Origin of the sequence: Sinorhizobium mexicanum, from assembly GCF_013488225.1 — a bacterium.
GTDB classification, from domain to species: Bacteria; Pseudomonadota; Alphaproteobacteria; order Rhizobiales; family Rhizobiaceae; genus Sinorhizobium; species Sinorhizobium mexicanum.
This window is the reverse complement of record NZ_CP041241.1, coordinates 338497-364704: the sequence shown is the minus strand read 5'-3', so window position 1 is coordinate 364704 and position 26208 is coordinate 338497. Positions and strand designations below refer to the sequence as shown.

General features: G+C 61.4%; 26 protein-coding genes. 19 read left to right on the top strand and 7 right to left on the bottom strand.

Features of this window, described 5'->3' with window-relative positions; all coding sequences use genetic code 11:
- Positions 1-38: 38 nt before the first annotated feature.
- Complete coding sequence (gene ggt, locus FKV68_RS25860) at positions 39-1784, bottom strand: gamma-glutamyltransferase (RefSeq protein ID WP_180943379.1); 1746 nt, start codon at positions 1782-1784, stop codon at positions 39-41.
- A gap of 102 nt (positions 1785-1886) precedes the next feature.
- Complete coding sequence (locus tag FKV68_RS25855) at positions 1887-2549, bottom strand: sulfite oxidase-like oxidoreductase (protein ID WP_180943378.1); 663 nt, start codon at positions 2547-2549, stop codon at positions 1887-1889.
- Between the two features lie 442 nt (positions 2550-2991).
- Between FKV68_RS25855 and FKV68_RS25850 the strand changes: the two genes are divergently transcribed.
- The 3 genes from FKV68_RS25850 to FKV68_RS25840 all read left to right on the top strand — a co-directional run bounded on the left by FKV68_RS25850 (position 2992) and on the right by FKV68_RS25840 (position 6925).
- Complete coding sequence (locus FKV68_RS25850) at positions 2992-4077, top strand: glycosyltransferase (RefSeq protein ID WP_180943377.1); 1086 nt, start codon at positions 2992-2994, stop codon at positions 4075-4077.
- A gap of 10 nt (positions 4078-4087) precedes the next feature.
- Positions 4088-5299, top strand: coding sequence for a glycosyltransferase (locus FKV68_RS25845; protein WP_180943376.1), 1212 nt, complete (start codon positions 4088-4090; stop codon positions 5297-5299).
- A gap of 162 nt (positions 5300-5461) precedes the next feature.
- Positions 5462-6925 (top strand): lipopolysaccharide biosynthesis protein, encoded by a 1464-nt coding sequence (locus FKV68_RS25840; RefSeq protein WP_180943375.1) that lies wholly within the window; start codon positions 5462-5464, stop codon positions 6923-6925.
- Here the strand turns inward: FKV68_RS25840 and FKV68_RS25835 are convergent.
- Positions 6860-8203 (bottom strand): polysaccharide pyruvyl transferase family protein, encoded by a 1344-nt coding sequence (locus tag FKV68_RS25835; RefSeq protein WP_180943374.1) that lies wholly within the window; start codon positions 8201-8203, stop codon positions 6860-6862. The genes FKV68_RS25840 and FKV68_RS25835 overlap by 66 nt on opposite strands.
- Before the next feature lie 531 nt (positions 8204-8734).
- Between FKV68_RS25835 and FKV68_RS25830 the strand changes: the two genes are divergently transcribed.
- Complete coding sequence (locus FKV68_RS25830) at positions 8735-9814, top strand: mechanosensitive ion channel family protein (protein ID WP_180943373.1); 1080 nt, start codon at positions 8735-8737, stop codon at positions 9812-9814.
- A gap of 172 nt (positions 9815-9986) precedes the next feature.
- On the opposite strand, the gene FKV68_RS25825 is transcribed toward FKV68_RS25830, so the two are convergent.
- Positions 9987-10742, bottom strand: a complete 756-nt coding sequence (locus tag FKV68_RS25825; protein WP_180943372.1) for an IclR family transcriptional regulator — start codon at positions 10740-10742, stop codon at positions 9987-9989.
- Positions 10743-10927: 185 nt separating this feature from the next.
- Between FKV68_RS25825 and FKV68_RS25820 the strand changes: the two genes are divergently transcribed.
- From FKV68_RS25820 to pcaF, 3 genes are read left to right on the top strand one after another with little or no spacing between them, the layout of a single operon-like run.
- Positions 10928-11785, top strand: coding sequence for a CoA transferase subunit A (locus FKV68_RS25820; protein WP_180943371.1), 858 nt, complete (start codon positions 10928-10930; stop codon positions 11783-11785).
- Between the two features lie 10 nt (positions 11786-11795).
- Positions 11796-12587: a CoA-transferase subunit beta gene (locus FKV68_RS25815; RefSeq protein WP_180943370.1), complete on the top strand. Its 792-nt coding sequence runs from the start codon at positions 11796-11798 to the stop codon at positions 12585-12587.
- Positions 12587-13789 carry a 3-oxoadipyl-CoA thiolase gene (pcaF, locus tag FKV68_RS25810; protein ID WP_180943369.1) on the top strand — a complete coding sequence of 401 codons (1203 nt, stop codon included), beginning with the start codon at positions 12587-12589 and terminating at the stop codon, positions 13787-13789. Before FKV68_RS25815 ends, pcaF begins: the two co-directional genes overlap by 1 nt.
- A 117-nt stretch (positions 13790-13906) precedes the next feature.
- Here the strand turns inward: pcaF and FKV68_RS25805 are convergent, their stop codons facing one another.
- Positions 13907-14191 (bottom strand): acylphosphatase, encoded by a 285-nt coding sequence (locus FKV68_RS25805; protein WP_180943368.1) that lies wholly within the window; start codon positions 14189-14191, stop codon positions 13907-13909.
- Positions 14192-14668: 477 nt separating this feature from the next.
- Here FKV68_RS25805 and FKV68_RS25800 point away from each other — a divergent pair, with 477 nt between their 5' ends.
- From FKV68_RS25800 to FKV68_RS25790, 3 genes are all read left to right on the top strand, one after another.
- Positions 14669-15352 (top strand): RNA polymerase sigma factor, encoded by a 684-nt coding sequence (locus FKV68_RS25800; RefSeq protein ID WP_180943367.1) that lies wholly within the window; start codon positions 14669-14671, stop codon positions 15350-15352.
- Between the two features lie 73 nt (positions 15353-15425).
- Positions 15426-15950 (top strand): DUF4142 domain-containing protein, encoded by a 525-nt coding sequence (locus FKV68_RS25795; RefSeq protein ID WP_180943366.1) that lies wholly within the window; start codon positions 15426-15428, stop codon positions 15948-15950.
- Positions 15947-16276, top strand: a complete 330-nt coding sequence (locus FKV68_RS25790; protein WP_180943365.1) for a cupredoxin domain-containing protein — start codon at positions 15947-15949, stop codon at positions 16274-16276. The genes FKV68_RS25795 and FKV68_RS25790 overlap by 4 nt, the downstream gene beginning before the upstream one ends.
- Before the next feature lie 78 nt (positions 16277-16354).
- Here the strand turns inward: FKV68_RS25790 and FKV68_RS25785 are convergent, their stop codons facing one another.
- Complete coding sequence (locus FKV68_RS25785; RefSeq protein WP_180943364.1) at positions 16355-17110, bottom strand: SDR family NAD(P)-dependent oxidoreductase; 756 nt, start codon at positions 17108-17110, stop codon at positions 16355-16357.
- Positions 17111-17555: 445 nt separating this feature from the next.
- On the opposite strand from FKV68_RS25785, the gene FKV68_RS25780 reads away from it, so the two are divergent.
- The 8 genes from FKV68_RS25780 to FKV68_RS25750 all read left to right on the top strand — a co-directional run bounded on the left by FKV68_RS25780 (position 17556) and on the right by FKV68_RS25750 (position 22329).
- Entirely contained in the window at positions 17556-18152 is a 597-nt protein-coding gene (locus FKV68_RS25780; protein WP_180943363.1) for a L,D-transpeptidase, read from the top strand.
- Between the two features lie 190 nt (positions 18153-18342).
- Positions 18343-18477: an ABC transporter gene (locus FKV68_RS33395; RefSeq protein WP_153440755.1), complete on the top strand. Its 135-nt coding sequence runs from the start codon at positions 18343-18345 to the stop codon at positions 18475-18477.
- Positions 18478-18630: 153 nt separating this feature from the next.
- The gene (locus FKV68_RS25775; protein WP_180943362.1) at positions 18631-19221 is read left to right on the top strand and encodes a hypothetical protein; all 591 of its coding nucleotides are present in this window, start codon (positions 18631-18633) and stop codon (positions 19219-19221) included.
- Positions 19222-19367: 146 nt separating this feature from the next.
- Entirely contained in the window at positions 19368-19955 is a 588-nt protein-coding gene (locus FKV68_RS25770; RefSeq protein WP_180943904.1) for a protein-S-isoprenylcysteine O-methyltransferase, read from the top strand.
- Between the two features lie 10 nt (positions 19956-19965).
- The gene (locus FKV68_RS25765; protein ID WP_180943903.1) at positions 19966-20751 is read left to right on the top strand and encodes a hypothetical protein; all 786 of its coding nucleotides are present in this window, start codon (positions 19966-19968) and stop codon (positions 20749-20751) included.
- Entirely contained in the window at positions 20748-21635 is an 888-nt protein-coding gene (locus tag FKV68_RS25760) for an SDR family NAD(P)-dependent oxidoreductase (RefSeq protein WP_180943361.1), read from the top strand. The genes FKV68_RS25765 and FKV68_RS25760 overlap by 4 nt, the downstream gene beginning before the upstream one ends.
- Positions 21636-21793: 158 nt before the next feature.
- The gene (locus FKV68_RS25755) at positions 21794-22054 is read left to right on the top strand and encodes a CopG family ribbon-helix-helix protein (RefSeq protein WP_180943360.1); all 261 of its coding nucleotides are present in this window, start codon (positions 21794-21796) and stop codon (positions 22052-22054) included.
- Complete coding sequence (locus FKV68_RS25750) at positions 22054-22329, top strand: type II toxin-antitoxin system RelE/ParE family toxin (RefSeq protein ID WP_180943359.1); 276 nt, start codon at positions 22054-22056, stop codon at positions 22327-22329. Before FKV68_RS25755 ends, FKV68_RS25750 begins: the two co-directional genes overlap by 1 nt.
- 68 nt (positions 22330-22397) lie before the next feature.
- Here the strand turns inward: FKV68_RS25750 and FKV68_RS25745 are convergent, their stop codons facing one another.
- Positions 22398-25220: a DNA translocase FtsK gene (locus tag FKV68_RS25745; RefSeq protein ID WP_180943358.1), complete on the bottom strand. Its 2823-nt coding sequence runs from the start codon at positions 25218-25220 to the stop codon at positions 22398-22400.
- Between the two features lie 371 nt (positions 25221-25591).
- On the opposite strand from FKV68_RS25745, the gene FKV68_RS25740 reads away from it, so the two are divergent.
- Entirely contained in the window at positions 25592-25996 is a 405-nt protein-coding gene (locus tag FKV68_RS25740; protein WP_180943357.1) for a DoxX family protein, read from the top strand.
- Positions 25997-26208: the final 212 nt, after the last annotated feature.

The following is a 26208-nucleotide window of genomic DNA, read 5'->3' as shown; positions in this document are numbered from 1 at the left end:
AAGTTCGAGCAGGCAAAGCTCAGGACATCGCGGCTGCCCTAATATCCTCTCGCCGCGCCTGCCCCGATGCGGCTGTCGACGGCGCCGTTGTAGCGGGCGCCGCCCCCGGCTTCGATCTCGGCTAAGTTTTCGCCGCCGACGAGAATGCCGGCTGCCTGTCCCCAGATCTTCCAGCTTTCGTCGATCTCGACGTCGTGACCCATGGCGGCGAGAAGCTTGCGGGTATCCGGCGAGAGCGCGTAAGGCTCCATGAACACCTTGTCCGGCAGCCACTGATGGTGGACACGCGGCGCATCGACCGCCTCCTGAATGTTCATGCCATGGTCGATGACATTGAGGATCGCCTCCAGCGTGATGGTAATGATGCGCGCGCCGCCGGGGCTGCCGATCACCATGAAGGGCTTGCCGTCCTTTGAGATGATCGTCGGGCTCATCGACGAGAGCGGCGTCTTGCCGGGCGCGATCGCGTTCGCCTCGCCCTGGACCAAGCCGTAGAGATTGGGCGCGCCGGGTTTGGCAGTGAAATCGTCCATCTCGTTGTTGAGCAGGATCCCGGTTCCGGGCGCGACTATGCCGGCGCCGAAGGAACCGTTCAGCGTATAGGTGACGGCGACGGCATTTCCCTCGTCGTCGATGATCGAATAATGGGTCGTCTCCTTGCTCTCGGCGAAACCCGCCGGCATCAGCGCCTGCGAGACGCCCGCCCTGAACGGTTCGATCTTCGCGCGGATTTCCTTCGCATAGCCCTTGTCGGTGAGCTTGCTGACCGGATTTTCGACGAAGTCCGGATCGCCAAGCGCGGTGTTGCGGTCGACATAGGCATGCCGCATGGCCTCGATCATCGCGTGCACCGTCTCGGCCGAACCGTAGCCGAGGTAGGAAAGCGGATAGCCCTCGAGAATGTTGAGGATCTCGCAGATGATGACGCCGCCCGACGATGGCGGCGGCGAGGAAACGATGTCATAGCCACGGTAATTGCATTTGACCGGTTCCAGCTCGCGAACGGCATATTGCTCGAAATCCTTCTTGGCGAGGATACCGCCCTTCTCCGCGCTCGCCTTGACGATCGCGTCGGCGATCGCCCCCTTGTAGAAGGCGTCCGGCCCCTTCTCCGCGATGCTTGACAGAGAGGCGGCCAGATCGGCCTGAACCAGCTTCTCGCCGGCGGCAAAGGGTTTGCCGTCGGGTTTCAGGAAGATCGCCGCCGCCGCCGGATCCTTCGCCAGCCGCTCGGTTTCACCGTCGAACGAGTCGATGTCCCCCTGCTCCAGCACGAAGCCATCCTTGGCGAACTTGATCGCCGGCGCGATCAGGTCCTGCAGCGGGCGCGTGCCGTAGCGGCTGCGCGCGTGCTCAAAACCCATCACCGGACCGGGTACGCCGACGGCGAGATAGCCTTCCGTGCTCAAGCCTTTGACAAGATTGCCCTTGTCATCGAGATACATCGATTTGGTGGCGGCGAGCGGCGCGCGTTCGCGAAAATCGAGAAAGGTGGTCTTGCCGTCCTTGAAGCGGATGGTCATGAAGCCGCCGCCGCCGATATTGCCCGCCGTCGGATAGACCACGGCGAGCGCATAGCCGACCGCAACCGCCGCATCGATAGCGTTACCACCCTTCTTCAGAACCTCCACGCCAATATCGGAGGCAAGATGCTGGGCGGTAACGACCATGCCATGCTCGGCCTTGACCGGCTCCGGCGACGCAGCCTGCGCCGTCCACGGCGAAACGACTCCAAGCGCGAATATCAAAGCAAAGGACTGGCTCTTCAAGCTCAGACTGCGCATGCTTTCCTCCCGAAAATGGAATGATTGCCGCAAAAAACGCCTCTCAACCAGCGACTGTAGCATCAAAATTCGCCGGTTGCATTTCCGAAGGCGGCCTCCGCATCAATCGCCGGAATAGCGCTCCTCAAGCCACGGGTTCCCGCGCATATGATAGCCGTTCCGCTCCCAGAAACCGGCCCTGTCAGCCGCGCGGAAATCGATCCGCGTCAGCCACTTGGCGCTTTTCCAGAGATAGAGGTGCGGCACGATGAGGCGCAGCGGACCGCCATGGGCGCGGCTGATCGGTGCTCCCTCCCAACTCGTCGCGAGTATCGCGTTCTCTGCCGCGAAGTCGATAAGCGGAAGATTGGTGGTATAGCCGTCATAGCTCGTAAGCAGGACATATTCTGCCTCGGGCTTCAGCATCACCTGGTCGAGAAGGTCGCGCGTCAGCACGCCCTGCCAGCGATTGTCGTAGCGCGACCAGGTCGTCACACAATGTATGTCGGAAAGACTGTCGCTCTGCGGCAACGACTGGAACGCCTTCCAGTCGAGCGACAACGGCTTCTCGATGAGGCCCGTCATGTCAAGCCGCCAGGTCTCCAGCGCAATGTGCGGCTGCTGTCCAAGATCCAGAACCGGCCAATCCTTGACGAGATGCTGGCCGGGCGGCAGTCGGTCGGTCTCCGGGCGCGCGACGCGCCCCGTCAGGAACTTGCCCCCCGCCGCCCACTGCCGCTTGGTCGACGTCAGTTTCGTTTCCGGTATCGGTTCGTCATTCGCCATGATGCACCCGCCGTTGTTCTTTTTAGCTTGTGGAGACGATTTGAGGCTCGAAACGCCACGGCGTCAAGCGAGCGGTTCGGGCGTGTGCCAGTACCACATTTGAGCTAAATCGATAGGGTGAGCATCGATTGACTATCTGCTCCCGCCGTGACAGTCTCTGCTGCAGTGCAGCAATGCTGCGCGCCTGTCTCGCACGGTCACCCTGCTCGGTGGAGGACTGCTTTCTTGCGGCTGGATGGATATGTTTTCGGAAACTCCCATAATCCCGCGCCAGCCCGATGGCCTTTGCTCGGGTGCGGCCTGATATCGCAGGTTGCGCCGACCCAGGGGCGACCGACCCTACAATTGCCGTCATTCTGGAGTTGATGCCTTTTCGCCTCGCCCGTTCGGGTGAGGTGCAGCCCCACGCTCACGGCGAAATGTCTGATGAAGGAGAAGCGGTATGAAGGTCCTGTTTGCCGGCGGAAACGGTTATTATCCGGAGTTCAGCGGCGGCGTTCAGTCGAGCACGCACCACCTCGTCCAGCAGTTGCGTGACCGTGGTCATGAGGCCGGCGTATTGGCCGCATTGTTCGGCGACGGCATGTTCGGCTTCAAGGCGCGCGTCAAGCTTAAGTTGTCCGGAGAGCGTGGCGTGATGGACAGCTTTCCCGGCTATCCCGTCGTTCGGGCCTGGCATCCGTGGGATGCGGCAACTTTCGCCGTCAACAAGCTCCGCCCCGATGTTGCCGTTGTGCAGTGCCACAAATCGGTTCCGATCGGAAAGGCGCTGCAGGTGCACAATGTGCCGCTGGTGATCTATCTCAGAAATGTCGAATTTCACGAGCTCGCCGGCGATCTCAGGGAACTGACGTCCGCCCTTTACATCGCGAATTCGGAATTCACCGCCCGGACCTACAAGCAGAAATACGGCATCGATTCGGTGGTCATCCCGCCGACGATCAATCCCGAAACCTACAAGACGCCGACGACGCGCGAATATGTGACCTTCATCAATCCCTATAGCGAGAAGGGATTCGAACTGGCGGTTCGCATCGCCGAGCAATGCCCCGACATTCCTTTCCTGTTCGTCGAAAGCTGGAAGCTCGCCGACGATCACAGGGCGGAAATCGAGAAGATCATCGCGCCGCTGAAGAACGTGCGGCTCGAAAGCCGCACCAGCGACATGAAGACCGTTTATGGACGGACGAAGATCCTGCTTGCGCCAAGCAAATGGGAAGAGGCCTGGGGCCGGGTGGCGTCCGAGGCCCATTGCAGCGGCATTCCGGTCGTCGGATCGACGCGCGGAGGATTGCCGGAGGCAATCGGCGAAGGCGGCATCCTCCTCGACCACGATGGACCACTCGAGGAATGGACCGGCGCGATCCGTCGTCTGTGGAGCGACGATGCCGAGTACGAACGGCTGTCGGCAGCGGCCTCGAAATTCGCCGAGCGCCCGCTGATGCAGCCCGCCCGCCAGTTTGCGGCATTCCTCGAGGTTCTGGATCGCGCTGCCGCGAGCCGCGCCTCTGCACTCAAGGCCTCCTGAGACCGCAAGCATGCGTGTCGGTTTCATAGTCGGTCAGTTTCCGTCGCTTTCGGAAACCTTCGTCATCGGCCAGATGGCCGGCCTCTTGCGTCGCGGCTTCGAGGTCGATGTCGTCTGCAACGGGATATCGGATTATAACTTCGCGGATCGACGGCAGGAGCCGCTCGCGACCCTTTTGGCGCGAACCCGTGACTGGTGGGGCGCCGCGGCGCGCACGCGTGCGGCCATCGAGCGGCTACCGGCAAGACTTCGCGACAAGGTCTCCACCGCGCTCGACATATCGTCGGTCAACCGCCTGAATGAATGCGATGTCCTCGTCGCCCATTTCGGGCACAACGGCGCTCGCGCCGCGCGGCTGAAAAAATGGAAGCGGCTGAAGCCGCCGATCGTCACGATCTTCCACGGCTACGACGTCGGGGTACCGCTCCAGGAGCGGGGGCTCGGCCGATACAACGACCTGTTCGAATACGGCGCGCTGAACCTCACCGTGAATGGCTTCTTTCGCCGCGTTCTGGTGGAGGCCGGAGCACCGGAAGCCAAGGTTGCCGTGCACCACATGGGGATCGATCTCAAGAAGATCCCCTATCAATGGAAATCCTGGCGCGGGGCTCCGTTGCAACTGATTTCAGTATGCCGGCTGGCCGAGAAAAAGGGCGTGGAGTACGCGCTGCGCGCGCTCGCGCGGCTGCGTGCCGTCGCGCCGGAACTCGCCTGGCGCTACACGATCATCGGCGACGGTCCCTTGCGGCGAGAACTGGAGGCGCTCGCCTCGGAGCTCGGCATCGCTGAGCAGGTCTCTTTCCTCGGCAGCCTCGCGCACCAGGACGTCAAGGAGTGGCTGCGGCGCTCGCACGCCTTCGTGCTGCCGAGCGTCACGGCCAAGAACGGCGATGTCGAAGGCATCCCTGTCGCGCTGATGGAGGCGATGGCCGCCGGCCTGACGGTGGTGAGTTCCAACCATTCCGGCATTCCCGAACTGATCGAGGATCAGAAGACGGGCTTCCTCGCCGACGAAAGAGACGTCGAGACGCTTGCAAGCCGGCTGCGCTTCGTCGCGGAGCATCCCGAGCAATGCGAGGGCATAGCGCTTCAGGCAAGGAAGAAGGTCGAGGCCGAATTCGACATGGAAGCGCTCGACAACGATTTCGCCGAAATCCTCAGCCGATTCGCCAGAGCGGAAGGCGATCATGCGATTTCCACTCGCATTGCTCTAACTCGCTAGGATCGATCGCGGTTTTACGATTTGGGGCGATCGACCCGAAATCGTCGCGGTCCAGAACATTCACAGTTCGCGGAACAGAAAAACGCTCGAACCCTTTGAAACGACGCAATTCCGGATGAGTTACCCGCTTTTCCTGGAGTTGCCCCAGTCGAGGCAGGTCGCTTGAACGCAGAAAACATCCAATTCGGTCGGCTCGCACTTCGTGGCGGGCTGGTGACGGGTGGCGCCCAGGCCATTCGCATGGTCATCCAGTTCGTCTCCGTCGTCGTGCTTGCACGTTTGCTGGCACCGGAGGACTTCGGCCTCGTCGCATCGGTCAGCCCCGTTGTCGCCTTCGTTGGGCTTTTTCAGAATCTCGGGCTTCAGCAGGCGGTCATCCAGCGCAAGGAAATCGGGGAGAGAGAGCTCAATCACGTCTTCTGGATCAGTACGCTCGTTGGCGTTGTCTGCACGCTCGTCGTTATCGCGCTTTCTCCGGCAATTGCCGTTTTCTACGGCGACCAGCGCATGACGGCCATTGCGATTGCCGCAGCGCTGCCGTTGCTTCTCGGCAGCCTGGCAGCGCTGCCGCTCGCTTTGATGAACCGGCACCTGAAGTTCGGGCAGCTGGCGTTGAACGATGTCTATGCCGCAGTCGTGGGCCTTCTCGTCACTGCGGGCGCCGCCTATCTCGGCCTCGGCTACTGGTCGCTCGTTATCGGGCCCGCGGCGTCCGCGGCGATCGCCCTGCTCGCCGCATGGTGGGCCACGCGTTGGATGCCGGGGCGGCCGGCGTTTGCAATCGACCGCGACATCATCTCGTTCGGCGCCAATCTCACCGGCTTCAACCTCGTCAACTTCTTCTCGCGCAACCTCGACAATGTCCTGATCGGCAAGTATTCCGGGGCGATCGAGCTCGGCTATTACGACCGCGCCTACAAGCTTCTCCTGTTCCCGCTGCAGAACATCACCCAGCCTCTGTCGCGCGTGATGATTCCGCTGATGAGCCGCATCCAGGAGGACAAGCCCCGGTTTCGCGATATCTATATGCGCACCAACTGGCTGCTCGCCGCGGTCACCATGCCCGGCATTGCGGCGCTGACCGTAGCCGCCGAACCAACGGTCAGCATCCTTTTCGGTGAGCAGTGGCTGGCGGTTGCGCCGATCTTCGCCTGGCTTGGCATCGCGAGCCTGATACAACCGGTTTCCAGCACCACCGGCTGGATCTTCATCTGCCAGGGCGAGACGAAGACGATGTTCCGCTGGGGCATATATTCGTCGCTGACGACGGTGCTTTCCTTTGTCGTCGGCCTGCAATGGGGCGCGACCGGTGTCGCCGCCGCCTATGCAATCAGCGGCTACCTCTTGCGCGTCCCGGTGCTTGCCTGGCTGCTGCAACGGGTGGGGCCGGTCTCGGCGATGGATTTCCTTTACGTCCAGGGCCTCTTTCTCGTGTCGGCCCTGGCGGCCTGGATCGGCTACCGGCTGCTGCCGGAAGCCCTGACCGGAAGCTCGGACATCCTCGCCCTCGCTTCCGCGATTTGCCTGAACTACGGACTGGCGCTCGTCTTCGCGCTCGCCCTACGCCAGCCGCGCAAAGTCTTGCTCGACGTCCTTTCGAAGGCTATGGGCGCCATTCGCCGGTAGGTTCGCAAGAAGCGGGCGGAGCAGGTCCGCCGCCGACATCGCCGAGGCGTGCTCCTCGAGCACGGCCTTGAGGCTCGTCTCGCGGTAATGGTCGAGATTGGCGACGAAGCGGTCGAGCTTGCCGCTCGCCTCTTCCGGCGTCACCGTATCGATATCGAGCAGCACCTCGTCGACGCCGACGCGCTTGGCGACTTCCTTGGTCTTGAACTCGTAGGCGATCGGCAGCACCGGGGTACCGACGCAAAGCGACATGATCATCATGTGCATGCGCGTCGCCACGACGAAATCGAGCCCTCTGGCGGTTGCCATCAAGTGTTCCGGCGTGTGAAACGACGCGTCGACCGACACGTGCTCCGCGATTTCGGGCGCCAGTCCCGAGACGATCAGGTTCGCCGTCTTCGAATCGTCATGCGCATATTCCGGCACGCCCTGGCAGGTCGAAATGAAGGTGACCTTCTTGCCGTGGTCGCGCACGAGCTTCGTCGCGACCTCGCGGACGGAATCGATGTATCGGCCCATGCCGCCGTCGCCGCCCTTGACGTAATGCCAATGCCGCACGGAGATACCGACGCGGCCCGTCGGTGCCGGGCGGCCGATCATCAGCAGCGCCTTGATGCGCTCCACCTCCGCAAGAGCGAAGACAGAATCGGCGACCACATGGCATTTCGACGGATCGTCGACGAGATCGAGGATATGGTCGCGCGACCGCGCGTCGCGCAGGAGGATCAGCGGACTGCGGGCGAAAATCGGCGGCAGCATCCGGAGATTGTAGGGCTTCTCGAACGGGCCAAGCGACTGGGTGAAGAAGATCGTCTTCTTGCCGAACATCTCGCCAAGCTTGAACTGGTTGATGCGCCGCTCGAGCGAATAGTTCTCGACGAGATAGGTGCCACCGGTGGTGATCACCAGATCGGCGTCCTTGTAGAGCGCAAGGCTCTTCCGGTCCTCGTCGCTGAAGAAGCGCCGGTCGAGATAATTGCCGCTGCCAAGATGACGCAAGGCGTGGAACACGGCCTGGTTATAGACCTGCTTCAGCGCATTCTTGACGGTGTTGTCGTCGTATTTGTACTTGAAGATCGATTCAGACGGGAGTTTGCGAAGCTCGATGTCGGGATATTGTTCTTTCGGATACAGTCGCGCGGCGACTTCCGGCTGGCTGTCGAACACCAGGAATTCGACCTTCTCGCCCAATATCGATTTCAGGATATGCCTGATCGCGAAAAGAATGGCCGCGTCGCCCGTGTTCAAGCAGACGGTGTTTTCGACTACAACTTTCATGCTCTGTCATCCCCGTTGGAGGTCTCGCCAGACATTGGGAGGTGATGCCGGCCGACTTGCCGCTTGCAGAGGTATTCCGTTCCCGACGGACAATCCGCAATAGCGTTCTGTCGCGAAGTTTTGGTGAATTCATGGCCGATCGAGCGATATTTGCCGCAATGCAGCATAAGGGCGAACATGGCCTGATGAGGCGGCGCGAAGCGGTTCTAGTGGTGAAGCCTTGACGCTTGAGACCGATTTGCCGGTTTCGACCCATTGCCGACGGTAGCCATCGGCTCAGCGAATGCCACTCATGAATGGAGTGCGAGAGGCAAGTGCCCATATTTGGCGTTTGATGATGGTATAATGGATTACTTGCTGCCTTAGGCCGTGCGGACGAATTTGGTCAGGCATGGGCCTGCGAAACAACGACCGGCTTGCCCGGACTGTCCATTCAAACCTTGCCATATGGCGAGGCGCCACCGGCAGGCCGTCGTCGAGGAACGAGAAGGCACTGGCTGGGCGTGAATGGCCACATCGGGGTGAAAACCCATGGAACGACGCGACAAGGAACAGGAGAACCTTTCCCGGCTCGAACGGGCTGCGCAACAGACTGCAGATCCAAAAAAGATGCAGCAGAAGGCGAAAAAGCCCGAGGAAAAATTTCGCTTCAGCTTCCGCAAAGCAGACGTGTGGTGGACGGTTGGCTTCGCTGCCGCCGCCTTGCTGCTTTTTGGCATCCAAGTTTTGCTCAATTGGCGCATAGAATGGCTTGACGCGGCTTTGCAGGTCCGCGTGCGGAACTACGTCAGGGGCGGCCTTGTCATTTTCGTTTTGCTGACCGTGGCGAATGTTATCGAAGTCTTTCTGATAGGCCGAATTCCCAATCGTGTTTCGCGTTTTAACCTGAAACGAATTTTTCGATTGCTCGTCGTCATCGCCATCGTCTTCGTGGCCATTTCAGTTTTATTTGTGAACTGGTACGGCGCGGTTGTTTCGCTTGGCCTGATTTCATTGATTCTCGGCTTTGCACTGCAAATGCCCATCTCCAGTTTCATCGCGTGGATTTATATTTTGGCCAGGGCGCCTTATCGCGTTGGTGACCGCATTCAAATCGGCGACGCCCATGGCGATGTCATTGATGTCAGCTATCTCGACACGACGTTATGGGAATTCGGTGGCGAGTATCTTTGGACTGATCATCCGAGCGGACGCATCATCAAGTTTCCGAACTCCACCGTGTTTGACACGCCGGTCTTCAACTATTCCTGGCCGCTGTTTCCCTATGTCTGGAACGAAATCAAGTTCCAGCTGGCGTATGAAAGTGATTTGGAATTCGTAGCGCTAACCATGAGAGAGGTCGTGGAAGAGCAGCTCGGGGACATCATGAGTCAAAAGGTGAAGGTCTATAAGCACATCCTATCGAAAACGCCGGTGGACGAACTCGAAGTGAAGGAGCATCCCGTGGTTCATTTTCGCGTCAGTGAAAACACCTGGCTCGAGGCCATCGTGCGTTACCTCGTGCCGCCGAAGGAAGCGGGGCGCACCAAGACACGCTTAATCAAGGAAATGCTGGCGCGAATGAACGCAAAACCCGATCGCGTGCTGTTTCCAAAGAGCAATTTGAGGTGAACTTCTTTCTGAGTGTGATGTTCGCAATCGGGTACGTTGGCGGACGTTCAAGACGCTAATGGATAGGCGGCCTCGTCGGCGATTCTGTCATAGACGATGGCTGCCTCAACTTTCGGCTCTCCATCCAAACCGGAAATCGAGCCGTGTGCGCGGCGTCCGATTTTTGGCCACACTATTGCACAAGCGGCCGCAGCGCCGCTTGCGTCTCCTTGAGCAAAGGCAGGTAACGCCCAGCAAGTTCGGAGGCTGCGACGTGTGCGGCCGGCGCGCCGATATTGAGCGCCGCAACCACCTGGCCGCGCGCGTTCATCAACGGCACTGCGATCGAGCAAAGGCCGAGCTCCAGTTCCTGATCGATGACCGCGTAGCCCTGTTCGCGAACCCGGTTGAGTTCCGCCACCAACTCCTCCGGATCGGTCTTCGTGCGCGGCGTGTTGGCGCGGAGGTCCGTGCGTTTCAGGACCTCGCGCGCTTCCGGTTCAGGAAGCGCGGCGAGCAGCACGCGGCCCATCGAGGCGCAATAGGCGGGAAGGCGTGATCCCGGCATCAGGTTGATCGACATCACCCGCCGCTGCGAGGCGCGCGCCACATAGACCACCTCGGTGCCGTCGAGCACCGAGGCCGAGGCGCTCTGGCCGGCCTTTTCCGAAAGCTGGTCGAGATAGGGCTGGACGAGCGCCGGCAGCGGTGTCGCCGACAGGTAGGCGTGGCCGAGCCGCAGGATTTTCGGCGTCAGAGTGAAGAACTTGCCGTCGTAGTCGGCATAGCCGAGCTCGGAAAGCGTGAGCAGCGAGCGCCGCACCGTCGCACGGTCGAGATCAGTGATCTTGGCAGCCTCTGCGATCGTCAGGCGCGGCTGCGCCTCTCCGAAGGCCTCGATGACCTTCAGCCCTCGGGCAAAGCCGCTGACGAAATCCGTTTCCCGCATGATTCACTCACCTCGTTTGTTCATCTCTATTTGTGCGATATATGAACAAATGTCAAATATCGCACAAAATATTTGACGATAGGCTGAAACGAGCGCTTATTTCCGCCATCGCCGATGACGAAAGCCAGGCGGACCGCGGGTCCCCCTGCCTGGAAATTCGGCAACATCAACGGAGGAGGGCCAGGATGGCTCGCATATTGTCGCTCGCCCAGGCGGTCGCCGAGAACGTGAAGGATGGCGACACCGTCGCCATGGAAGGTTTTACCCATCTCATTCCCTATGCCGCCGGCCATGAGGTGATCCGCCAGGGCAGGAAGGACCTCTTCCTCGTCCGCATGACGCCGGACATTCTTTATGACCAGTTGATCGGCGTCGGCGCCGCACGGGGCATGAAATTCTCCTGGGGCGGCAATCCCGGCGTCGGCTCGCTGCACCGGTTCCGCGATGCGGTCGAAAATCAATGGCCGCGGCCGCTGGAAATCGAGGAACACTCACACGCGGCGATGGCGAACGCCTATGAGGCGGGCGCCACAAACCTGCCCTTCGCAATGCTCAGAGGCTATATCGGCGCCGACCTGCCGAAGGTAAATGCGAACATCAAAAGTGTTACCTGCCCGTTCACCGGCGAAGTGCTTGCCGCCGTGCCGGCGATCCGTCCGGACGTGACGATCATCCACGCACAGCGGGCTGACCGGAAGGGCAATGTGCTCCTCGAAGGCATCGTCGGCGTGCAGAAGGAAGCAGTCCTTGCCGCCACGCGCTCGATCGTGACCGTCGAGGAGATCGTCGACGAGCTTAACCCGCCCTCCCCGAATTCGGTCGTGCTGCCGACGTGGGCCGTGACGGCAGTCGTCCATGTGCCGGGCGGCGCCTTCCCCTCCTATGCGCACGGCTATTATCCACGCTCCAACGCCTTCTACATCGCTTGGGACGAGATCGCCCGCGACCGTGAAACGTTTACCGCCTGGATCAAGGAAAACGTGCTCGACGCGAAGCCCGAGGACTTCGCCAGACATGCCGCAAAGTCGGCAAAGGCCGCGTGAGGAGGCGACGATGACGGATTTCACACCCACGGAAATGATGACGATTGCCGCCTCGCGCGAACTTTCCAATGACGACGTCTGCTTCGTCGGCATCGGCGCGCCGTCGGCGGCCTGCAACGTCGCCCGGCTGACGCATGCGCCGGACATCACGCTGATCTACGAAAGCGGCACCGTCGGCACCAAGCCGGACGTGCTGCCGCTGTCGATCGGCGACGGCGAGCTCTGCGATACAGCACTCTTCACCGTCTCGGTGCCGGAAATGTTCCGCTACTGGCTGCAGGGCGGACGCATCACGACCGGCTTCCTCGGCGGCGCGCAGATCGACCGCTTCGCCAATCTCAACACGACGGTGGTCGGCCCCTACGACCACCCGAAGGTCCGCCTGCCGGGCGGCGGCGGTGCGCCGGAGATCGCCTCCAACTGCGGCCGTATCTTCATCACCATGGCACTCTCGAAGCGCGGTTTCGTCGAGAAGCTACCCTTCATCACCTCGATGGGCCACGGCGAAGGCGGCGACCACCGCGAACGGCTCGGCATGAAGACGCAGGGACCGACCCGCGTCATCACCGATCTTTGCATCCTCGAGCCCGATGCCGAGACGAAGGAACTCACCGTCGTCTCGATCCATCACGGCGTCACGCGTGATGAGATCGTCGAAAACTGCGGCTGGGCGATCAAATTCGCCGACACGATCATCGAGACGCCGGTGCCGACGGAAACGGAACTTTCGGTGCTGCGCGACATCAACGCCCGCACCAAGAAGGCCCATCAGGGCACCGACAAGGATAAGGAAGCCGCCTGATGCGCGATGTTTTCATTTGCGACTATATCCGCACGCCGATCGGCCGCTTCGGCGGCTCGCTGTCCTCGGTGCGCGCAGACGATCTCGGTGCGATCCCGCTCAAGAGCCTCCTGGAGCGCAACGCCTCGGTCGACTGGGAAGCCGTCGACGACGTGATCTTCGGCTGCGCCAACCAGGCGGGCGAGGACAACCGCAACGTCGCACGCATGTCGCTGCTTCTCGCCGGCCTGCCGCTTTCCGTTCCGGGCACGACGATCAACCGCCTCTGCGGCTCGGGCATGGACGCTGTCATCACCGCGGCACGCGCCGTCAAGTCGGGCGAAGCCGAACTGATGATCGCCGGCGGCGTCGAATCCATGTCGCGCGCGCCCTTCGTGCTGCCGAAAGCCGACAGCGCCTTTTCGCGACATGCCGAGATCCACGACACCACAATCGGCTGGCGCTTCATCAACCCGTTGATGAAGAAGCAGTATGGCGTCGATTCCATGCCGGAGACCGGCGAGAACGTCGCCGAGGATTATAAAGTTGCCCGCGAGGACCAGGATGCTTTTGCCGTGCGTAGCCAGGCGAAGGCCGCGGCGGCACAAGCGAACGGCCGCCTTGCCAGGGAGATCGTCCCGGTCACCATTCCGCAGAGGAAGGGCGAACCCGTCGTCGTCGACAGGGACGAGCACCCCCGGGCAACGACGATGGAAGCGCTTGCCAAACTAAAGGCACCGTTCCGGGAAGGCGGCACGGTCACCGCCGGCAACGCCTCCGGCGTCAACGACGGTGCAGCGGCGCTCATCATCGCCTCGGAGGAAGCGGCCAGAAAACACGGACTGACTCCGATCGCCCGTATCCTCGGCGGCGCTTCGGCGGCCGTGCCGCCGCGGGTGATGGGCATTGGCCCGATCCCCGCCTCCCGCAAGCTGATGGCTCGGCTCGACATGAGGCAGGAGCAGTTCGACGTGATCGAACTCAACGAGGCCTTCGCGAGCCAGGGACTGGCCGTTTTGCGCGAGCTCGGCATTGCCGACGACGACACCCGCGTCAACCGCAACGGCGGTGCGATCGCGCTCGGCCATCCGCTTGGCATGTCGGGCGCGCGCATCACCGGAACGGCGGCACTGGAACTCGCCGAGACCGGCGGGCGCTACTCGTTCTCGACCATGTGCATCGGCGTCGGCCAAGGCATCGCCGTGGCGCTGGAGCGGGTATGACCCGCGCCGGGTACCTTCAGCACCGTGCGTCTCTTCAGACGCACGGTGCTGTAGCACTTCCTTAAATCGGTTCCGATTGAGGGAAACAAGCCGTAGGCGGCGCTGTGGAGCATCGCGTCAATCGGTGATTTGAAACCCCACGGGCGCATGCACGGACGACGCATCTTCGCTCTCGACGTTTGACACCCGTGCGGCGGGCGGGCCTTTCCAGAACCGGCTCAGCATCATCGAAATCGCCGCCTCGGGTCCAGCAATCAGGGCGGTGACGGAGCCGTCGTGTTCGTTGCGGACCCAGCCCGCCAGGCCAAGCCGTGCCGCTTCGTCGCGGGTCCAGACGCGGAAGGCGACGCCCTGCACCCTTCCAGTGATCCGGACCAGAGCCGCTCTGCGATCCTCCGCCATGGCTGCCTCCTTCCTGTTCGGTCCTCTGAATCTGGCGCAGACGGCGGCGAATGCAAGCGCATCGCTTCGATGAGCGGTGCCGCTCAACGGTCCATGCGTGCCCAAACGTCGGCACTGTTGCCGTCTGGATCATAAACGTGATCGCTTCTAATAAACTTGGAGCGGGATGCGGGTGGAAAACCGCTCAGACTTTTCCTCACTCCGCTCTGGAAAATCTCGCCTCTCGGACTTGAAGGCGCTGCACCGCAACACCATTGTATGACTCATCGATGGAGCCTCCTCCTCCCGGCTCTATCGTGGGATCGGCAACCCTCCTCCCCCAGTTGCCGATCAGAATCGAAAGCCCGGTGCCCCTCCTCCCGCGCCGGGCTTTCTCTTTTGAGGCGCGCAGGCGATCGCGATAAGATGGTTGCCTGCTGCACATCCGGGAACGTTTGAGCGGATCCGGCATCCAATGTGCGACAAGGAGCCTCAACCATGCCCATTGCTGACGCAGTCCCCACCCGAAAACGCGAGACCTCGCCGCAAGACATCGAAGCGTTCCGCGTGATCATGCAGACGCATAATCGCAAGCTCTATCGCATTGCGCGAAGCATCGTGCAGAACAACAGCGATGCGGAGGACGTTCTCCAGGAGGCCTATGTCCGCGCCTTCACGCATTTTTCCGAATTCCGCGGCGACTCGGCGATCAGCACGTGGCTCTCCCGCATCGTGATCAACGAGGCCTTGGGCCGGCTGCGCCAGGGGCGGCGCCGGAAGCGGCTTACCGAAGACATGATGCAAACCCATCAGGCGGAGATCATCGCCTTCCCGCGCAACGCAGACACCGATAATCCGGAAAAAACGATGGCACAGCGACAGATTCTCGACCTTGTCGAAAAGGCGACCGATCAGCTTCCGGATATCTACCGCGCCGTATTCGTCACGCGGGTGATCGAAGGGCTCAGCAACGAGGAGACTGCCGATCTTCTGGCGCTTCGGCCGGAAACCGTGCGAACGCGGCTCTTTCGCGCGCGACATCTCATCAAGGAGCAACTGGAGAGACAGATCGGTCCGCTGCTGCTCGACGCCTTCCCCTTCGCTGGCAAACGTTGCGAGCGTCTGACTGAGGCGGTGCTGGCCCGCATCTCGCAACAGGAACCGGAGGGCGGCGACAGGTAATCGGGAACGTTTCGGCCCGCGAAGCATCCAAAGCACGTCAACACGCTTTGATCTTCGAGGAAAGGAACATCCGATGACCATACGCTTAACCACCGCGGCTGCTGCAATCGCCCTGTTGCTCGGGGGCAATTGGGCGCTCGCTGCCGACAAGCCGACGGATCCACAGATCGCGCATATCGCCTACACCGCAGGTGTGATCGATGTCGAAGCGGCAAAACAGGCCATTGCAACGTCGAAAAACAAGGCCGTCGTCGAATTCGCCGAGAGCATGGTGCGCGACCACGAGTCGGTGAACAAGCAGGCGCTCGATCTCGTCAAGAAGCTCAATGTTACGCCCGAGGACAACGACACCAGCAAAGCTCTGTCGAAGGCGGCCGAAACCAAGCGTTCGGAACTGGCGAAGCTGACGGGGGCTGACTTCGACAAGGCCTATGTCGAGAACGAGGTCGCGTACCACAAGCAGGTCAATGGCGCGCTGGAAACCCTGCTGATCCCTTCTGCGCAGAACGCCGAGCTCAAGTCCCTGCTTGAGACCGGGCTGAAGCTGTTCCAGGGTCATCAGCAGCACGCCGAGCATGTCGCGATGGAGCTGAAATGAACGCGGCAGCGAACCCGCTGGGATGGGCTTTTCTCGCCCTGTCGTTGGGAACGGCGGCCATCGCCGTTCCCGCGCAGGCTGGAACCATCGAGGTGACGATCGACCGCCTCACTTACGCGCCCGCAGAGGTCGAGGCGAAGGTGGGTGATGAAGTCGAGTGGATCAACAAGGATGCGCTCGTCCACACCGCCACCATGAAGGGAGGTACGGAGGTGCTCGTGCCGGCGAAGAAATCAGGTCGCCTTCTGATGAGTGAGCCTGGCAGCTTCGACTATATCTGCCGTTATCACCCCAATATGAAGGGCCACATCACCGTTCGTCCTTGAACCGAGGTGCGGCAATTCAAAGGCTACAGCGTCCTTTACGCGGCTGATAAGACGCGCGGCGCTGTAGACGCTCGCACCTCAGTGAGCCGAATAGGCGCCGTCCACGAGATGAACGCTTCCGGTGATGAAGCTCGCCTGCTCGGACAAGAGGAAGCACACGAGGGACGCCACCTCTTCCGGCTTGCCGCGCCGTCCCATCGGCTGCAGCGACATCATACGCCGGGTACTCGCGATGTCGGCATGCTCCGACAGGAGCGGCGTTTCGATCCAACCGGGCCCGACGGCATTGATGCGGATGCCCATCCGGGCATATTCCATCGCAGCGACCTTCGTCAGCCCGACAACCCCGTGCTTTGCTGCGGTATAGGCGGCCGCGGTCGGCAGGCCGACCGAGCCGAGAATGGACGACATGTTGACGATCGCGCCACCGCCGTGCGCGAGCATGGCAGCGATCTCGTGCTTCATGCAGTAAAAGACGCCGTTCAGGTTGACGTTCATCACCTTGTGCCACTCATCGAGCGGATAGTCGGCGGTCGTCTTGCGGATGCCGTCGATGCCGGCGTTGTTGACCGCCAGATGCAGGCCACCGCATTTCTCGACCGCGAACTTCACCAACTTATCCACAGCTTCTGCATCGGCCACGTCGACGACGAAGTCGTGGGCCTTGCCGCCTTGCGACCGAATCTCGGCAGTGATTCGGCGCGCGGCGTCAGCGTCCAGGTCGGCAACGACGACCTCTGCACCCTCGCCAGCGAGTTGCAGGGAAACCGCCGCGCCAATACCGGAACCCGCACCGGTTACGACCGCAACCTTCCCCTCGAAGCCAAGTTTCATTTGTCTATCCTTATTGTCGTGACTCGACCTAATGGAGCGGACACGGCGCCGCAAGACGTCTCACAAGCCATGAAAAGCGGCATCCACTTCAACGACCCGAAAATCCCGACAAGCCCGCGAGAAGCGCCTGTCGATCCCGCTCCTGTTCATGCACCTGAGCTACAGCGTCCTTTGCGCGTCTATCAGACGCGCAAAGGACGCTGTAGCACTTTGAATTGCTGCATGTTTATCCTCAAAGCGGCCACGATTTAAGGCAACATGCAGCGGATGCCGTTACAGATATACCACGCTTGCCCCACATATGCTTCCGTCCGCAAGCAAAGATGTAGTCCAAACCAACTTTCTATCCTCTCCAGCCGTCTTAATCGACACGCAAGACTTGGCCGCCGCGCGCCGCGGTGTTAAAGACGAATCCGGGGCGCACCGATTTGCTCAGCAGGTAAAGATGGACAATGACCAAATTACGCGCCGGATGCTCGTTCTGAGCGGTCTGGCTCTGTTGACCTCTGGATGTAGTACAACCTGGCAAGGAATGGGGGTGCCCGTTCCATCCCTGTTCGGAGACTCCTCAGGCATCGATCCTCGTTACCGAAGACGGCATGTCCGCTACGAGGGATACGAAGCGCCCGGAACAATCGTCGTCAACACCTACGAGCGTTACCTCTACGCCATCGAAGACGGCGGCTGGGCGACGCGCTACGGGATTGGCGTCGGGGAAGAGGGCCTCACGATGAAAGGCAAGGCGGTCGTCGGCCGCAAGGCGGAATGGCCCTCCTGGACACCGACCGCAGCCATGATCAAGCGCAAGCCGCACCTGGCGCAATATGCAGGCGGCGTTTCCGGCGGGCCGCACAATCCGCTTGGTGCGTCGGCCCTTTATCTCTATCGGGGCGGACAAGACACCATGTTCCGCGTGCACGGAACGAACGAGCCGTGGACGATTGGCCACGCGGTTTCGAACGGTTGCATCCGCATGACGAACGACGATATCGTCGATCTCTACAGCCGCACGCCCGTAGGCACGCAGGTATTGATCATCTGATGGTGTTTCCCCTGAATTTTCGGTATAAATGATGAAGCTGTGTGTTTTTGGGACACCGACGAAAGTCCGGCAACGACAAACCGGATGGCAACTGTGTCCTTTCTGCACTAGGCCGAGTCGCAATTCGCCACTATTACTTCAAATGTTGCCTTCGATAACCCATTCCGACTATTGAGGAAAGGACTTCTGAATGAGCAGAATTCTAATCGTGATGATTGCGTTGTTTTCGGTCGCCAGCCTGAGCGCTTGCGGGACGATTGGCAAAGGCAAGGGGAAGGCCCCGCCGCCGGCAGCGCCGGTTGAACAGGCGCCAGTCTATAAGTAAATTTGACTTTTGCGCGGGGAGGGTCTCGCGACCCTTCCCACGTTATTTATTCATGGCCACACCGGCTTAGGATCTACAGCGCGGAAGCCGCACACTCACAGGAGTTGGCTTTCAACGTTGCGCTCATCAGAGCTCGGGAGATAGAGCGTAGTAATGACGCTTATGCGAGGTCGTATATCGCTGGTGGTTTTGCTCGCAATGACCACTGCAGCATGCCAAACTGAAGACAAGGCTCCCCAACCGCGTTTTGTTTCAAGTATCGACGCCACCGGGTCGCGCTTGGCCGGAAAGTCTCAGCAGAGAGACTACGGCTATTTCATCGAATTCCGCTCCCGCTACGCGCTCAGCTACGGTCACACCTATGTGATTTTCGGGCGCACGAACAAGGCCGGAGCAATGATCAATCCGGAAGTTGCGGGCCTCGCACCAGCGACGCTCGATACGGCACCATACGTTATGGGCCATTTCCTGCCGGTTCCGGCCGAGACCGGGGCGAGTGATGGCGACCTGGAAGAAGAATACAGGTCGGCAAGCTGGCGCGTTCTGCTGACGCAAGCCGAGTACGAGGAAGTCGTCGCGGATATTCGCAAACTCAAGGCGAAGTCCCACTTCTGGCACGCGTCGCTCTATAACTGCAACGCCTTCGTGGCGGAAATTGCGCGTTCCATGGGGTATAAAACGCCCGGCATCTGGCTCAGGCCGCAGGAATTCATTACAAGGCTTCGGGAGATGAACGGCGGGTGAGTGCAATCGGCACTCCCCCCGCTTGTCCAGCGGTCGGCTTATGCGACCGCAGCATTTCATCGGTCGGAGCGGAGCTTGATGGCCACATCCTTGACAGACGTTGCGATGGCCGCGATCGCAGCGAGGCTTGGTGAGCTAGCGTGAACATAACGGTCGCTTCCGTCGGCGAAATCATCTGGGTGCTCGGCATCGTCGCCTGGTACTTCATCCGGCGTCCGTATGAACGTCGCGCCAAGCGCGTGCGGGTCGTCAGCAACCGCCGCTCGCGTTCCGAGACCGTCGGGCTTGCGGCGGCGCTGTTCGGCCTTGCGTTCGTTCCCGGCTTTTACGTCGCGACCGGCAAGCCGGAGGCGGCCGACTATCCGGCGCACGCATGGGCGGTCGCCGTCGGCGCCTTGATCTTTGCCACGGCGATGTGGGTCTTCCGCCGAACCCATAAGGAACTTGGTCGCAACTGGTCCATTTCGCTGGAGATTCGCGACAAGCACGAACTGATTTGCCGCGGACCCTATGCCCTCGTCCGTCACCCGATGTACACCTCCTTCCTGCTCATGGGCGTCGGCCAGGCCTTCCTGCTGTCGAACTGGGTGGCTGGCCTCGCGGGTGTAGTGGGCTTTGCCGTCCTCTTTTTCCTCAGAGTGGACAAGGAGGAGCGCATGATGCTGGAAATATTCGGCCCGCAGTACCGCGACTATATGGACAGGACCAAGCGAATTATCCCCTATCTTTACTAGAGGTGGCATGATGCGAGGCCGAGCCCTCAAGCTTTCGGCGGCACGACGCCTCGTCGGAGATCTGATGAGATTTTCGATCGGCGTGCCACGGGTCACGGTGCAGCGTCAGATGAACCTTGGCGCCCTGCAAGAAGCCAGATTGGCACAGCCGAGCCGGCCGTCCTGGACAGTGCTTTTCCTGAAGGGATATGCACTCCTCTCCAAGGAGACACCGGAGTTTCGCCGCGCCTACGTTAAATTCCCGAGGCCGCAGCTCTACGAATATCCGGGAAGCGTCGCGTCGGTCGCGCATGAGCGCGAATATGAAGGCGAACGGGTCGTGCTCTTGAGCACCATCAAGACCCCCGAACAGCGGTCGATCGCCGAATTGGGGGCGCTGATCCAGTCGGCGCGATCACGGCCCGTACTGGAGATCAAACAGTTCCGCCGCGCTTTGAAGCTCGCCCGCGCGCCAGCGCCCATCCGGTGGCTAATCATGTGGCTTGGCCTTAACATCGGGCGCCAGCGCGGGCGGCATTTCGGCACCTTCCAGCTATCGGTCTATTCCGGGCTGGGCGCGGAATCCCTCAATCCCCTGACGCCGCTCACGACGATCTTCAATTACGGTCCGATCAGCGAGGATGGAGTGGTGACCGTCCGCATCCACTATGATCACCGGGTCATGGACGGCGCCAATGTCGCGCGGGCGCTGGAGCGGTTCGAAAAGATCCTGAACGGCGCAGTCGCCGATGAAGTGGCAGGTCTTTCTGAAGGCGGAACCGCCTCGAATGCTGCGGCATCGGGATCAGCAGCATGATGTCGAGCCCGGAGTTCCGGCCGGCCGTCGTCGTGGTCGGCGCCTCGCGCGGCATCGGCAAGGCGATCGCCGAGGCTGCAGCAAAGGACGGCGCCACCGTCGTTCTGGTCGCGCGTTCCGCAGAAGGTCTGCAACTGGCCGCGGCTTCCATACGGAAGGCGGGTGGCGAGGCATTCACACTGGCTCTGGATCTCACGGCCGGCGATGCGGCGACGCGTCTCGAAGATTTCTTGTCCAATGAGGGGCTGACATGCGACGTGCTCGTCAACAGCGCCGGTTACGGACTGCGTGGCGGCGCTGCGACACTGCCGCTCGACGAGCAAATGGGGATGGTCGACCTCAATATCCGCGTCTTGACCGAGCTCACGCTCCGTTTCCTGCCGGGAATGGTCGCGCGCGGCAGGGGCGGGATCATCAATCTCGGTTCCGTCGCGAGCTTCACGCCCGGACCCTTCATGGCCTTGTACTATGCGAGCAAGGGTTTTGTCCGTTCCTTTTCGGAGGCGCTGCATCAGGAGGTGCGCCCAGCCGGCGTGACTGTCACCTGCGTCGCCCCCGGGCCGGTATCGACGGAGTTCCTCGAAAAATCGGGGGCCAACAGGGCAGCGCTGTTCAAGATCCTGCCCAAAGTGGATTCGGAATACGTGGCCGAACGCGCCTGGCGCGGATTCAAGGCGGGCCGACGTCTCGTAATTCCAGGCATCTCCGCCCGGCTGGCGATCCTGCTCGCCGGACTCTTGCCTTCTGCAGCCCTCCTGCCCCTGATCGGCCGCCTGCAGCTGCGCGGCAATGATCCCTGCCCTTGCGGTTCAGGCAAGACGTTCAAGACCTGCTGTCGCGCCGGTCGATCGCAACGGCTTGCCTCGCCCGCAACGAAGGCCTGACCTTCGCCGCCACGGAGGCCGATAGCTCGGGTCAGAGTAGCGGCGATTAAACTGTTGCTCGGGCCGTACGCGCCTGCGAAGACTGGTTTCATCCACAAAAAGCCTCGATTAATCAATTTAAATCACTATGATTAAGCTTGAATAAATGGAGTGGAGCCATGGAAACGAAGGTGTTTACAGCCCATGTACCGCTGCCGCTCGCCGAAAAGGTCGATCAAATCGCGGCACGGCTTGAGCGTTCGCGCGGTTGGATCGTCAAGCAAGCACTGACTGCTTGGATTGACCAGGAAGAGGAGCGCCGGCGCTTGACGCTGGAAGCGCTCGCCGACGTCGACGGTGGGCAGGTCATCGACCACCAGTCTGTGCAGGCTTGGGCCGATAGCCTCGGTAGCGACAAGCCGCTGCCGCTACCATTGTGATGAAGCTCGAGTGGACGACCAAGGCGGTTTCTGATCTAGGGCGCCTCTATGATTTCCTTGCGCCGGTCAATCGGCAAGCAGCTGCCCGCACAGTGCAAGCGCTGGTAACGGCCCCAACGCGTCTGCTCGGGCAGCCGCGTATGGGCGAAAGGTTGGAAGAGTTCGATCCCCGTGAGGTTCGCCGTATTCTCGTTGGCCATTACGAAATGCGTTACGAGATCGCCCACTCGACGATCTACGTGCTGAGGCTTTGGCGTACACGTGAGGATCGCTAGATCCGCGGTAAGAGTCATTGTGACCAAGCCCGCACATCGGCGATGACGACAACAGGCGAGGCTGTGAATCACTCCACATCGTCGCTCTCTGGCGCGCCGGAGTGGTCGCGCTGGCCGTAGATGATCTCGCGCTTGCCGACATGGTTGGCCGGGCCGACAAGACCCTCCTTCTCCATGCGCTCGACGAGCGAAGCGGCGCGGTTGTAGCCGATGCCGAGGCGGCGCTGGATGTAGGACGTCGAGCACTTCTTGTCGCGCAGTACCACCTTGACCGCCTGGTCGTAGAGCTCGTTACCGTCTTCCGACGCGATCGCGCTCTTGTCGAACACGGCGCCCTGATCCTCTTCGGCCTCCTCTTCCTCTTCGTCCGCAGTCACGGTATCGAGATATTCCGGGCGCCCCTGCGTCTTCAGGTGCGCCACGACATGCTCGACCTCGACATCGGAGACGAAAGGCCCGTGGACGCGGGCGATGCGGCCGCCGCCGGCCATGTGCAGCATGTCACCCTGGCCGAGCAACTGCTCGGCGCCCTGCTCGCCGAGGATCGTGCGACTGTCGATCTTCGACGTAACCTGGAAGGAAATGCGCGTCGGGAAGTTCGCCTTGATCGTGCCGGTGATGACGTCGACCGACGGGCGCTGTGTCGCCATGATCAGGTGGATGCCGGCGGCGCGCGCCATCTGCGCCAGCCGCTGGATCGCGCCTTCAATCTCCTTGCCGGCGACCATCATCAGGTCGGCCATCTCGTCGACGATGACGACGATATAAGGCATCGGCGCCAGATCCATTTCCTGCTGTTCGAAAAGCGGCTCGCCGGTCCCCTTCTCAAAGCCGGTCTGGACCGTTGCGAGGATCGGTTCGCCCTTCTCGCGAGCCGCCGCCGCCCGCTGGTTGTAGCCGTCGATGTTGCGCACACCGAGGCGCGACATCTTGCGATAACGGTCCTCCATCTCGCGCACCGCCCATTTGAGCGCCATCACGGCCTTCTTCGGATCGGTCACGACGGGCGTCAAAAGGTGTGGAATTCCGTCGTAGACGGAGAGTTCCAGCATCTTCGGATCGACCATGATCAGCCGGCATTCCTCCGGCTTCAGCCGATAGAGCAAAGACAGGATCATCGTGTTGATCGCCACCGACTTGCCCGAACCGGTTGTGCCGGCGACGAGCAGATGCGGCATCTTGGCAAGCTCGGCGATCACCGGTTCGCCGCCGATGGTCTTGCCGAGGCAAAGTGCCAGCTTGTAGCCGGTCTTGCGGAAATCAGCGGACTCGATCAGTTCGCGGAAGTAGACCGTCTCGCGCGTGGCATTCGGCAGCTCTATGCCGATGACGTTGCGGCCTGGTACCACCGCGACGCGCGCCGAGAGCGCCGACATCGAGCGGGCGATATCGTCGGCGAGGTTGATCACGCGGGAGGATTTGACACCCGGCGCCGGCTCGAATTCGTAGAGCGTGACGACAGGGCCTGGCCGCACGTGGATGATCTCGCCCTTGACGCCGAAATCTTCGAGCACGCTTTCGAGCAGCCCGGCATTCTGCTCGAGTTGCTCCTGCGTCATGAAGAAGCCGCGTCCTTCCGGCGGCTCCTGCAGGAGTTCTTCGGACGGAAACTCGTATGCGTCGCCGGTCTGGACCGGCTCGATCGCTCCGATCAACGGCAGCGACGGCGAGGAGCGCTGCACGACGGCCGGCATGGTGACCATTGCTTTCGCCACCGGCGCTTCGGAAACCTTCACGGGCGCCGCGGCGAACACGATCGGCTCGGCGGGCGCTACGGATTCAGGCACGACCGCTGTGGCTGCCGCCGGAGCGGGTTCCTCCACCGGCGGCCGGTCGATCACGTCAGGCGTCGGAGCGGAAGCAGGCAAGTCGGCGGCCGGTGCTGGACGCCGGCATTCGACGACCCGGAACAGCGATGTGATTGCAGCCGTCGGCAGTGCGGGGATTTTCACCGGCCGGATAGGCGTCGTTTCTACCGCGACCACAGGCAAGGTTGCCACTGCAATGACCGATGGCGCAGCGACCGCAGCGGCTGAAGGGATCGCGACCTCGGGCTGCATGAATTCGAAGAAGGCATGATCGGAAAGATAGGCCAGGCGCGCATCGGGCTGAGCGCCGCTCTCCGTGACCGCAGAGGTGGTGATCGTCGGGGGCTCCGGGAACGCATCCCCAAGCTTCACGTCTTGTGCGGATGCCGGTGGCGTGACCACCGCTGTCGGGGCTTGCGGCGCTGCGGCCGGTGCCGAAGCCAACGCTGCCTCGACCGCACCGGTATCGTCAGCTTGGGAACTCCAAGAGGGAAGCTGCTGCATCAGGACGCGCAGGAGTTCGGATGGACTGTATTTGGCCGTTTCCGGCTCAACGGCCGGCACATCATTCGCCGGTGCCACTTCGACCGCCGCCGTCACTCCGGCATTCTCCTCGGCCGCGACAGTTGGCTCGGCAACCTCGGCCGCCACCTCTGCTTCCGTTTCGCCTTCCTCGATCGCCGGCGCGCGGCGCTTCATGAATTCGCGCTCGGGCGTGCGGGTGAAGCGGACGTTGGGCGACAGGAAGAAATGGCTCTCCCAGGTCGTATCGCCGGCATGGCCGGTGATTTCGGCAAGCGTCGGAAGCGGGTCTCGCGTGGAGGCAGTCACTTGCGCCGGAGCATAGGCCGAGCCCTGCCCATAGAGCCGCGCCGCGCGCCCGGCATAGCCTGTGTCGTCAGCTACCTGGCCGGCAGCCCGCCGCGGCGCTTCCGGCGCCTCGAACAGATGGTCGTGTTCGCTGGACCCTGCCGTCTGGGCGTGAGCGCTGCTCAAAGCACCCGGATGGGGAGCCTCGAAATCGTCCGCCTGGTTTGCATCATACAAAACTGCCGTCGAGAAATTTGTCCGGGGAATACGCATGGCCTGAAAACTCGAAATTCATTATCGAAGGGCTGTCCCTAGCGAATAGGAAATGAAGGTTAACAACTCCCTTCCAGGCATCGCGCGGGAAGGACCGCATGCTCACGGAAGAGCTTCGCAAAACGCCCTTCCGGCCGCCCGCATCCAAGGCTTTCAGGGCTTCGGCAGCCGGTTATTGCCACCGTTCAAATTCTGTTTCAGACCGGGAAGATTTTCGAAGCGTGAGCGCTATCTTTGCAAACATAGATTGCTATCGCGATCCGCCCCTGCCGAGGATCGGCGAAAGGCTTAATAGCGCTGGCGATGCGCGGTCGTCGCAAACCCTTGGTGTCGACCGCTTTGCCCCCCGCCCCCCAAGAAAGGCACCCGACATGAGCGACAACCTTGCACTTCAGAGCGTCCTGGCCTTCATCGGTCGTCTGCTTCTCGTTGCCATTTTCCTCTCGTCCGGCTTTGAAAAATTGGCGGATCCCGCAGGAACGATCGAGTATATAAGGGCGGCCAATCTGCCCCTGCCCTCGGTAGCCTTTGCCATCGCTCTCGTCGTGGAACTCGTTGGCAGCGTCCTTCTTCTCGTCGGCTATCAGGCCCGCTTGGCGGCACTCGCCCTGGCGCTCTTCACCGTGGCATCGGCACTCGGATTTCACACCAATTTCGCAGACCAAAACCAGATGATCCACTTCATGAAGAATCTCGCCATCACGGGCGGGTTCCTACAGATCGTCGCCTTCGGAGCGGGTGCTTTCAGTCTGGATCGACGCGCAGGCCGCGTCTGAGCGACATCCTCCCCGGGCAACCTTTGGTCGCCGAATCAGGGCCGGATAGCTTGCTGTGCTCGATCCCCCCATTATCGCCTTAGTCAGCCTCTAGGCAGTCCCTTGTGCGTCGCAACATGACACGCAGGCAGTAACCTTTACTGCATGTTTCCTTAAATCGTAGGCGATCTAAGGGCAAAAACATGCAGCACTTCAAAGTGCTACGGCGTCCT

What these genes read in the sequence shown, in the direction of transcription:
- FKV68_RS25765 (WP_180943903.1), top strand. Translation starts at nt 19,966, where the DNA reads ATGCGAGGCCGAGCCCTCAAGCTTTCGGCGGCACGACGCCTCGTCGGA.
- FKV68_RS25755 (WP_180943360.1), top strand. Translation starts at nt 21,794, where the DNA reads ATGGAAACGAAGGTGTTTACAGCCCATGTACCGCTGCCGCTCGCCGAA.
- FKV68_RS25750 (WP_180943359.1), top strand. Translation starts at nt 22,054, where the DNA reads ATGAAGCTCGAGTGGACGACCAAGGCGGTTTCTGATCTAGGGCGCCTC.
- FKV68_RS25850 (WP_180943377.1), top strand. Translation starts at nt 2,992, where the DNA reads ATGAAGGTCCTGTTTGCCGGCGGAAACGGTTATTATCCGGAGTTCAGC.
- ggt (WP_180943379.1), bottom strand. Translation starts at nt 1,784, where the DNA reads ATGCGCAGTCTGAGCTTGAAGAGCCAGTCCTTTGCTTTGATATTCGCG.
- FKV68_RS25825 (WP_180943372.1), bottom strand. Translation starts at nt 10,742, where the DNA reads ATGCGGGAAACGGATTTCGTCAGCGGCTTTGCCCGAGGGCTGAAGGTC.
- FKV68_RS25790 (WP_180943365.1), top strand. Translation starts at nt 15,947, where the DNA reads ATGAACGCGGCAGCGAACCCGCTGGGATGGGCTTTTCTCGCCCTGTCG.
- FKV68_RS25795 (WP_180943366.1), top strand. Translation starts at nt 15,426, where the DNA reads ATGACCATACGCTTAACCACCGCGGCTGCTGCAATCGCCCTGTTGCTC.
- FKV68_RS25830 (WP_180943373.1), top strand. Translation starts at nt 8,735, where the DNA reads ATGGAACGACGCGACAAGGAACAGGAGAACCTTTCCCGGCTCGAACGG.
- FKV68_RS25785 (WP_180943364.1), bottom strand. Translation starts at nt 17,110, where the DNA reads ATGAAACTTGGCTTCGAGGGGAAGGTTGCGGTCGTAACCGGTGCGGGT.
- FKV68_RS25835 (WP_180943374.1), bottom strand. Translation starts at nt 8,203, where the DNA reads ATGAAAGTTGTAGTCGAAAACACCGTCTGCTTGAACACGGGCGACGCG.
- FKV68_RS25855 (WP_180943378.1), bottom strand. Translation starts at nt 2,549, where the DNA reads ATGGCGAATGACGAACCGATACCGGAAACGAAACTGACGTCGACCAAG.
- FKV68_RS33395 (WP_153440755.1), top strand. Translation starts at nt 18,343, where the DNA reads ATGAGCAGAATTCTAATCGTGATGATTGCGTTGTTTTCGGTCGCCAGC.
- FKV68_RS25820 (WP_180943371.1), top strand. Translation starts at nt 10,928, where the DNA reads ATGGCTCGCATATTGTCGCTCGCCCAGGCGGTCGCCGAGAACGTGAAG.
- FKV68_RS25745 (WP_180943358.1), bottom strand. Translation starts at nt 25,220, where the DNA reads ATGCGTATTCCCCGGACAAATTTCTCGACGGCAGTTTTGTATGATGCA.
- FKV68_RS25845 (WP_180943376.1), top strand. Translation starts at nt 4,088, where the DNA reads ATGCGTGTCGGTTTCATAGTCGGTCAGTTTCCGTCGCTTTCGGAAACC.
- pcaF (WP_180943369.1), top strand. Translation starts at nt 12,587, where the DNA reads ATGCGCGATGTTTTCATTTGCGACTATATCCGCACGCCGATCGGCCGC.
- FKV68_RS25815 (WP_180943370.1), top strand. Translation starts at nt 11,796, where the DNA reads ATGACGGATTTCACACCCACGGAAATGATGACGATTGCCGCCTCGCGC.
- FKV68_RS25805 (WP_180943368.1), bottom strand. Translation starts at nt 14,191, where the DNA reads ATGGCGGAGGATCGCAGAGCGGCTCTGGTCCGGATCACTGGAAGGGTG.
- FKV68_RS25780 (WP_180943363.1), top strand. Translation starts at nt 17,556, where the DNA reads ATGGACAATGACCAAATTACGCGCCGGATGCTCGTTCTGAGCGGTCTG.
- FKV68_RS25775 (WP_180943362.1), top strand. Translation starts at nt 18,631, where the DNA reads ATGACGCTTATGCGAGGTCGTATATCGCTGGTGGTTTTGCTCGCAATG.
- FKV68_RS25760 (WP_180943361.1), top strand. Translation starts at nt 20,748, where the DNA reads ATGATGTCGAGCCCGGAGTTCCGGCCGGCCGTCGTCGTGGTCGGCGCC.
- FKV68_RS25740 (WP_180943357.1), top strand. Translation starts at nt 25,592, where the DNA reads ATGAGCGACAACCTTGCACTTCAGAGCGTCCTGGCCTTCATCGGTCGT.
- FKV68_RS25800 (WP_180943367.1), top strand. Translation starts at nt 14,669, where the DNA reads ATGCCCATTGCTGACGCAGTCCCCACCCGAAAACGCGAGACCTCGCCG.